Annotated in this window: 6 protein-coding genes; all 6 read right to left on the reverse strand. The window is 68.5% G+C overall.

Annotated elements, in window-relative coordinates; genetic code table 11:
- Positions 1-127 precede the first annotated feature (127 nt).
- The 6 genes from Sco07f_RS39475 to Sco07f_RS39510 all read right to left on the reverse strand — a co-directional run bounded on the left by Sco07f_RS39475 (position 128) and on the right by Sco07f_RS39510 (position 6,980).
- The gene (locus Sco07f_RS39475; protein WP_108990796.1) at positions 128-1,423 is read right to left on the reverse strand and encodes an MFS transporter; all 1,296 of its coding nucleotides are present in this window, start codon (positions 1,421-1,423) and stop codon (positions 128-130) included.
- A gap of 298 nt (positions 1,424-1,721) precedes the next feature.
- Positions 1,722-2,300, reverse strand: coding sequence for a GNAT family N-acetyltransferase (locus Sco07f_RS39485; protein ID WP_108990793.1), 579 nt, complete (start codon positions 2,298-2,300; stop codon positions 1,722-1,724).
- A 916-nt stretch (positions 2,301-3,216) separates the two neighbouring features.
- A complete protein-coding gene (locus Sco07f_RS39495) occupies positions 3,217-3,735 on the reverse strand; it encodes a DUF6262 family protein (protein ID WP_108990794.1) in 519 nt (172 codons plus the stop codon).
- A complete protein-coding gene (locus tag Sco07f_RS39500; protein WP_218030767.1) occupies positions 3,732-4,457 on the reverse strand; it encodes a tyrosine-type recombinase/integrase in 726 nt (241 codons plus the stop codon). Before Sco07f_RS39500 ends, Sco07f_RS39495 begins: the two co-directional genes overlap by 4 nt.
- Positions 4,354-6,219: a site-specific integrase gene (locus Sco07f_RS39505; protein ID WP_108990795.1), complete on the reverse strand. Its 1,866-nt coding sequence runs from the start codon at positions 6,217-6,219 to the stop codon at positions 4,354-4,356. Before Sco07f_RS39505 ends, Sco07f_RS39500 begins: the two co-directional genes overlap by 104 nt.
- Complete coding sequence (locus Sco07f_RS39510) at positions 6,216-6,980, reverse strand: tyrosine-type recombinase/integrase (protein ID WP_244942275.1); 765 nt, start codon at positions 6,978-6,980, stop codon at positions 6,216-6,218. Before Sco07f_RS39510 ends, Sco07f_RS39505 begins: the two co-directional genes overlap by 4 nt.
- Positions 6,981-7,281: the final 301 nt, after the last annotated feature.

The raw sequence follows: 7,281 nt of genomic DNA on the forward strand, positions 1-7,281 counted from the left end.
TTCGAGTGGTTCATCGAATCTGGCAAGTACGCCGCGCCCCCTGGACCTGTTCCGCGACCTGGTCGCTACGCCGCCACGCCCACCCGCACGATGCTCAGGCGGGGACTGGTACCCGCACCAGCGCTCATCAGCTTTCTTCTGGAGTGGCTGCGGCGTTCTCGGGTAGTTCCCGGACGCGCCGCACCCCGGATGCGAGAACCCACAGGACACTCAGCACGGCACTTACCGTGCCGATCCATATGGTCAGATGCAGGCCGAGCGCGGTGCCCAGCGTGCCAGCCAGTATCGCGCCGATCGGGCGGACTCCGAAGTTGGCTGTCTGCACCACGCCCATTACGCGGGAGCGCAGCGTGGGCGGGATGACGGCGATCAGATAGCTGTTGGTGGAGATGTTCAGGACGGTGACTCCGCAGCCGGCGCCGAACTGCGCAGCAACCAGCGCTGTCATCACCAACGGTGTCGGGCCCTTGGCCAGCGGTACCAGCAGCAGGGGCAGGCTGAACCACAGGAAGCCGGTGACGACGGTCGGGCCGAGGCCGATCCGCCGCACCACGCGTGGCGCGGCGTAGGCGCCGGCCAGACCGCCGAGCCCGGCCGTGGCGAAGACCGCCCCCAAAGCCCCTGCGGTCAGCCCCAGTTCGGTGGTCCCGTACAGCACGAACAGCGTCATCAGGAAGGTGTTGCACAGACTCAGCATGGAAACCCCGGCCAGCAGCAGGCCCGGGGTGCGGTTTGCCGTCACCCACCGCAGCCCTGCCGCCAGCCCGCCCTCGCCACGCGGGGCGGGCGGCGCCTCCCGCGCCCTGATGCGGCCCAGGCACGCCGCCGACACCAGATAGGTCAGGGCGTCCACCAGCAGGGCGCACGGCGCCGACAGTGCCTGAACCAGCGCTCCGCCCGTGCTCGGTCCGGCGACCGAGGCCATGGAACTGCTCCCGGAGAGCAGCGCGTTGCCGTCCACGTACCTCTCCGACGGGACCACGGAGGCGTACACGTGATGCTTGCAGACCCTGAACAGTACTGTGAGCGCCCCGACCACGAACTCCGTCACGAACAGGTGCGTCAGCGTCAGCGTCAGCGTCCCGCACGCATACGCCAGTGGCACGGAGGCGACCGCGGCGAACCGCCCGAGGTCCGCGACGATCATCGCCATGCGCCGGTTGCTCTGTCGGTCCGCCCACGCCCCGCCGGGTATCGACAGCAGCAACGAGGGCAGCAGCGCCGCCGCCGTCAGCCACCCCATCTCGGCCGCGCCCGCGTCCAGCAGCAGCACGGCGGCCAGCGGGATCGCCAGGATGTTGATCTCGTCCCCGACCAGCGAAATGCTCTCCGCGCTCCAGTAGAGCCGAAAGCCCCGCTCCCGCAGCAGCCCCGTCCTGGCCGGCGTGTCGCCCGCGTCCCCTCGGCGACGGGCCGCCCTCATGCCCGCCTTGCTCATCGTGTGCCCCGGCCGGCGTCGTCAGACGCGCCGCAGGCGCTGGAGCCTGTACCGCACCCCGTCCGCCGCCCACATGGCGCACCTCCGCCGCGGCCGGCAGACGGCGACAGCCTCGTGGACGGAATGGGGCACAAAGTCGGCTTGCTCGCACCATCCGGGCCGAGCAGCCCGCGCACCTCGCCCGGCGGGACGGCCCGGAACACCCGATCCAGCGCACACAGGTCCGCGCGGCCCGTGGGCGGATTGGGCCGGATCAACTCCCGGATTTCGATCGTGTTCCCGGTCACCGGCCGCCCTCGTGCGCGGCGACCGGCAAGGTCAGCAGCATGATGTGGGACACCGGCTCATCGTCGGCCGGCCGCCAGCGACCGACCAGGCGGTAACCCCACGCGGCGTAGGCGGCGTGCGCCGGTGCCGCTTCCGGCTCGGGCCTCATCGCCAGGGTGACGCGCTCGACGCCCAAACCCTCCAGCAGATGGGTGTGCATACGGGCCGCCACCCCCTGGCGCCGCCATCCGGCGCGTACCGCGAGCTCGACGATGCCCAGAGTGCGTTCACCGGTCTCGGCCACAAACTCCGCCGTCGTCTCCCCCTCCATCGCCTTCCACCAGCCGGTGTCCGCCGGCAGGGGGTAGCCGAAGGCGTAGCCCACGGGCAGGTCGCCGCAGCGGGCCACGACGAGGCGGGCGCGAGGAAGGAAGATCTCCTGCGCGAAGCGGTCCAGGAACTCGGCGATCTCCTTCGGGCCCTCGCAGTACGGCGGTTCGGCCCAGATCTCCTTGTACATCGGCAGCACGACATCAAGGTGCACGGCGCACTCCAGCCCCTCCCACCGCTCCACCGTGATCGACGGGCTCCCCATCCGTTTCCTCCCCGTCTACCGCCACCAGCCGAAGCCAGCGTCCGCTAGAGGCAGTTCGGACCGAGAGGGACGGTCCTGCGGGACCGCTCACCAACACCGACACCACCCTTGATACGGGCGCCGACGCCAGCCATCGGTATGACCGGGAAGCGGACAGACCTTCGACCACCGACGCTGATGCCGCCGCCCTTCGCCGTGGCGGGGTAACGGACAGACCTTCGACCACCGACGCTGATGCCGCCGCCCTTCGCCGTGGCGGGGTAACGGACAGACCTTCGACCACCGACGCTGATGCCGCCGCCCTTCGCCGTGGCGGGGTGGCGGACAGACCTGCGGGTACCCATGCCCGGGCCGCCGCCCTTCAAAGTGGCGGAGTGTCGGACAATCCTGCGGGTACCGATGCTCGGGCCGCCCTTCGCGATGGCGGGGTAGCGGACAGACCGGCGGCTACCGATTCCGATGCCGCCGCCCTTCGAAGTGGCGGGGTAGAGGGCGGGTGTGCCCAGAGTGAGGGCGGGGGCCTCGGTGCCTACCTCAGGGTCCATAAGCGCGATCATGCGTGCGGTCCTTCCGACGTCGAAGCGGGTTCCGGCACGGCTGTGAACGCAGGCAGCGGCACTCACCGGGCTGCCTCTGTCCAGGGCCGATGGGACGACGAGATGCCGCGGGCGGCCTTTTGCCTCGCTGTCTGCGTCACCCCTCGCGGTGACATCGTCTGCTGGTAGCACGCTGGCGGAAACCTGAAAGGTTATAGGGTGCCCCGCGCTGACCGGCTACACGCCGAGGGTTACGGGACTGTCGACGAGGGCCGCGTGTGGCTGTTCGCGCTCAGGTCCAGGACGGCGGGCCCCGAGCCGAAGGGCCGACCCCTGGGCTGACGTGGGTGAGAAGTAACCGCCCCAGACCAGGCCATTGGTTATGGGCGTTGGTTGAGGGTCCGGGTGAGTTCCCGATTGGCGGCTCGCGCCGCCTCCAACTCATCGGTGCGTTCTTCGAGTTCGCGAGTCTTGTCGGCGATTTCCTGCTCCAGCATCGTGATGCGGCGTTGGAGCAGGTCGATGTCGGTCGGTGCGCCCAGCCCGGCCTCCTCCCAGACCTGCTGGCCACGAGTTTCGGACAGCCGCCTCTCCAACACCTGGATGCGTCCAGTGAGGCGAGTGTTTCGGCTGAGGGCGTTTGCGAGATCGGTCTGCAGCGAGGCTCTGCTGACTGCCGTTGTCCGGCCCTGTTCAGCCGGAGTGTTGGCCGCGGCGTGGACGCGTTCGAGTAGATCGCGGTGGCGATAGAGGAAGGTGCGGTCGACTCTGGCCGCGCGGGCGATACCGGAGACGGTGATGTCTTCGCCCGCGCGCAGTGCTGCGTCGAGGGGCTTGAGGACTCGGTCACGGCGGCGGGCGGAGTCGGCGCGCTTCCCTTCGGTCATGGGGTTGGTCATGCCGGTCTTTCGGGGCGGATGTCGAGCAGGGGTCGTCGGACATGGGGCATGCCCAGCGAGACGGCGCCGCGGCTGCGGCGGACGAGCTTGATGGCCTCCTGGATCTGTGTGCGGTCTTCGTCGGTGAGGTCCTCCAGGTCGTCGCGGACGCGGCGGATCAATCGTCGGACCCGGGTGATCTCCTCGTCCGAGGGCAGGGCTTCGGTCGTGGCCCAGTCGTCGGCTTCGACGAACGCAGCCAGGCGTTCGCGGCTGCGCAGCAGGTCGGCGAGGTAGCCTTCCAGGTCCGGCAGGTAGGAGACATCGGTGCGGAAGTGGCCGCAGCCGACGCAGCGGAAGCGGACCGGGCAGTCGTGGCCGCCGGCTGCGACGTTGGACGGTTCGGTGCAGCCGCCGTAGGGTACGGAGACTTCTCCGACGGCCCGGCGGGCGTGTTCGGAGTCCAGGAGGCGCTTGGCGGTGCGCCAGACGCGGTTGCCGTGCCGGTCGAATTGCATAGCCGTGACCCGTTCGACGGCCTCCCTTCGCCGCTTCTCCCCAACTCGGTAGTACCGCTGTGTAGTGTCGAGTTGGCGGTGGTCCATCAACTCGTTGAGCACGTCGATGGGTACACCGGCATCAGCGTGCCGCTGGGCATAAGTGTGCCGGTAGGCGTAGGGGAAGATCTTCGCCTTGTCGAAGGGCAGCATCTTGGTGACGCGATCGCCGTCGATGTCCACCACCGTGGGGACGAGGATCTCGGGCAGCAGCGACGTCACCCACTTCCGGTGGCGCTCCGCCACATTCGTCGCGCTGATCGCCTTGGTGCCCGTGCGGGTTGGCCTGGAACGTCGGAAACAGCGCCAGCTCGCGGATCGGCACTTCAGGAAAGCGGACCCGGGTACGTTCTTGCTGAGCGGTGATCACGGCTGCGGTCGGTTCGGGGATGGGCAGGCGCCGGCCCATCCTCAGGGCCTTGCGGTTGTTGTAGACGAGTACGGGTTTGCCGTCGGCGTCACGATCCAGGCAGTCCCAGGGCAGCTTGCAGACCTCGGTCGGCCGCCGGCGGGTGTCGATGACGACCTCAACCACGGTGCGGTAGTGCTGATGGTCCGTGCTGTCGAGGGTCGTCAGGTGTTCGCAGATCTGCCGCATCACCTCGGGCGGGAGGTCCTTGCCGGCCTCATCGTCCTCGGCGTCCTCGGGCATGTCCTCTTCGCGCAGGGTGAAGTCGTCCGCGATGCCGTGCAGCGGTTGGCCGGGCTGTGTTAGCCCCAGGGTCCGCATCCGGTTCAGCAATCGCCGCACGTCCCGGGCCGCATCCAGCCGCCGTGACGCGCTGAGCTCGTCCTGCTCGTGGAGGAACCGGAGCCGGTGCAGGAAGAAGACCATGTCGTCGCGGCCCAGCAGCCGCAGATCCATCCCTTTGTCGTTTCGGTGCAGCCGCAGGCTCGTCGAGAACAGAGCCATGTTGTTGATCTGTCGCTGGACGACCCCGCGGGGACTGTTGCCGTACCGGCGCGGGATATCGTCCAGCGCCCAGGTTTTGAGGGCCTCGCGCAGATAGGTCTGCCTGATGTGGTCGAACCGGAACACCCCGCCGAGCCCGAAGACCGCCGCATCCCAGACGTCCTTGTAGCGCTCCGTCTCGGGAGAGGCCCCGAACCGGACCACGTGCCGGCGCAGCCCGGCAGCAAGGGGGCGGCAGTGCGAGTTGAGCCGGTCCACCTCCAACTGCTCCAGTGAGGAAAGCCGCTCGACCCGGACGAAGTCGACCAGCGGGCGCAGGACGAAATCCTTCTGCTTGATGCCTTCCGCGTTGCGCTGCTGGACGCCGTAGAGGATCTCGGCCACGACCTGCTCCGGTAGCCCGCGCAGGCTCACCGCGCCTTGCTCTGCGACCGCCGGGGTGACCAGCCGCCAGATCTCCTCGTCCGGCATGGTGCCGTGCCGGATCGCGTACCTGCGCCGACAGTTGTGGGCGTTGCAGTACGGTGAGGCTGCGATGTCGCGGTCCCGGTAGCACGCCACCACCTCGCACGGCCCGAAGCCCAGCAGTGGGCCCACGTTCGGGAGCCGAACGAACTCGTCCACCGGCATCCGGGAGTAGTGCTTCCGGTGCTGATCCCAGTGGCCGTGGCAGAGCATCGCGGTGACCGCCTTGCACGGACGTGCGCAGTCCGGGACGAGGCACCCGGCGGAACCGATAGCGCGAGAGCGCGGTTTCACCACGGCGACGAACTCGTCGACCGTCAGCCCCGACTTCTCCCACCGCTTCACACAACCGCGGCACAGGCCCCGGCTCCCCGCATTGTGGGCCAGCTTGTCGCAGCCGGACACACGGCAGACGGGAGCTCCGAACAACGGATGGGAGGCCGGGAACCACAACACGCAAACCGCCGGATCCCACCTCATCAGCTGGAGAAACCCCGGTGTGACCGCGTCCCGCAAGGCGTCATTCCGCTCCGCCGCGATGCGCTGGGCCCGCGCGACGGCCGCGGTCACCGGCCGTCTGCCGGCATCAGCCCGCGCGGGGTGGGGACGCGCTCGATCGCGTCCCGCAGCCGTGACGCCTTGGGATGTAGATAGGGCCGCGGGGAGTTCGGGTTCTTCTGCCCCAGCAGAGCCTGGATCTCATCCAGCTTGCCCCCGGCGTCAGCGACGTTGCTGGCCATCGCATGCCGGCACATCAGAGGCGTCACCCGCCGGTCCAGCCCCGCCCGCCGGGACAGCGACTCACACAGCTCGCCGATCGCGTCCGTCGTGATCGGCGCCCCGAGCGGCGGGCGGAACAGGTTGACCAGGAGAAAGTCACTGCCACCCGAGCCGAGAACCTCGTGCCGTTCCAGCACGTACTGGTCAAAAGCCTGCACCACGAGGAAGTCGACGGGCATCGCCCACGCCTTCCTTGACTTCGACCAGGCGTTGTTCTCGTTCTGCCGCCGCACCACATGGACGTGGGCACCCTCGAAGTCGCAGCCGACCGCCTGGGGGTCCATCATCAGGTGCGGGTCGGTCCGGCGCAGACCTGCCGTCTGCCCCGGACGCAGTCCGACACGGGACAGCAGCAGCAACGTCAGCCGGTCCTGAGCCGAGCGGCAGGCCAGGAACATGGCGACCACCTCTTCATCCGTGGCCCGGTCGATCGCGGTCTCCGGCTCCTGGAGGCGGTGGCGAGCTCGCAGCCGAATGCGCATCCCGCCGCTCTCACCGCGGGCCTCCATCGGCAGGTCGCTGTCGTCACCGAGCTCGTAGAGCTGCTCCAACACCCAAGCTGGCGCCGGATGAGTCCTGGCCGCAGCCAGGAGGCACTGCACCGCTGTCCGTAACCGTGGCCCGGATGCGGTGATGAACGAGGTAAAGCGAAGCACAAGGTGTGAGACCGGAGTTCCGCACATCACAATCGGAAAGATCAGTTTTTGGCCGTTGCGACTACTGTGCGTAAAACCGTCTAAACGGCGTTTCTGTCCGTCCGCAGCTCTGTGACCTGCGCTCCCCCTTGGGGTACGTCACTTCAGGCACTTACTTCTATACACAAAGTCACGACTGTGATCTTCTTAACAACGC

Origin of the sequence: Streptomyces coelicoflavus, from assembly GCF_003112555.1 — a bacterium.
Classification (GTDB): Bacteria; Actinomycetota; Actinomycetes; order Streptomycetales; family Streptomycetaceae; genus Streptomyces; species Streptomyces coelicoflavus.

Excerpts from the sequence above, each read along its gene's own strand:
- Sco07f_RS39485 (WP_108990793.1), bottom strand. The coding sequence starts at position 2,300 with ATGGGGAGCCCGTCGATCACGGTGGAGCGGTGGGAGGGGCTGGAGTGC.
- Sco07f_RS39495 (WP_108990794.1), bottom strand. The coding sequence starts at position 3,735 with ATGACCAACCCCATGACCGAAGGGAAGCGCGCCGACTCCGCCCGCCGC.
- Sco07f_RS39475 (WP_108990796.1), bottom strand. The coding sequence starts at position 1,423 with ATGAGGGCGGCCCGTCGCCGAGGGGACGCGGGCGACACGCCGGCCAGG.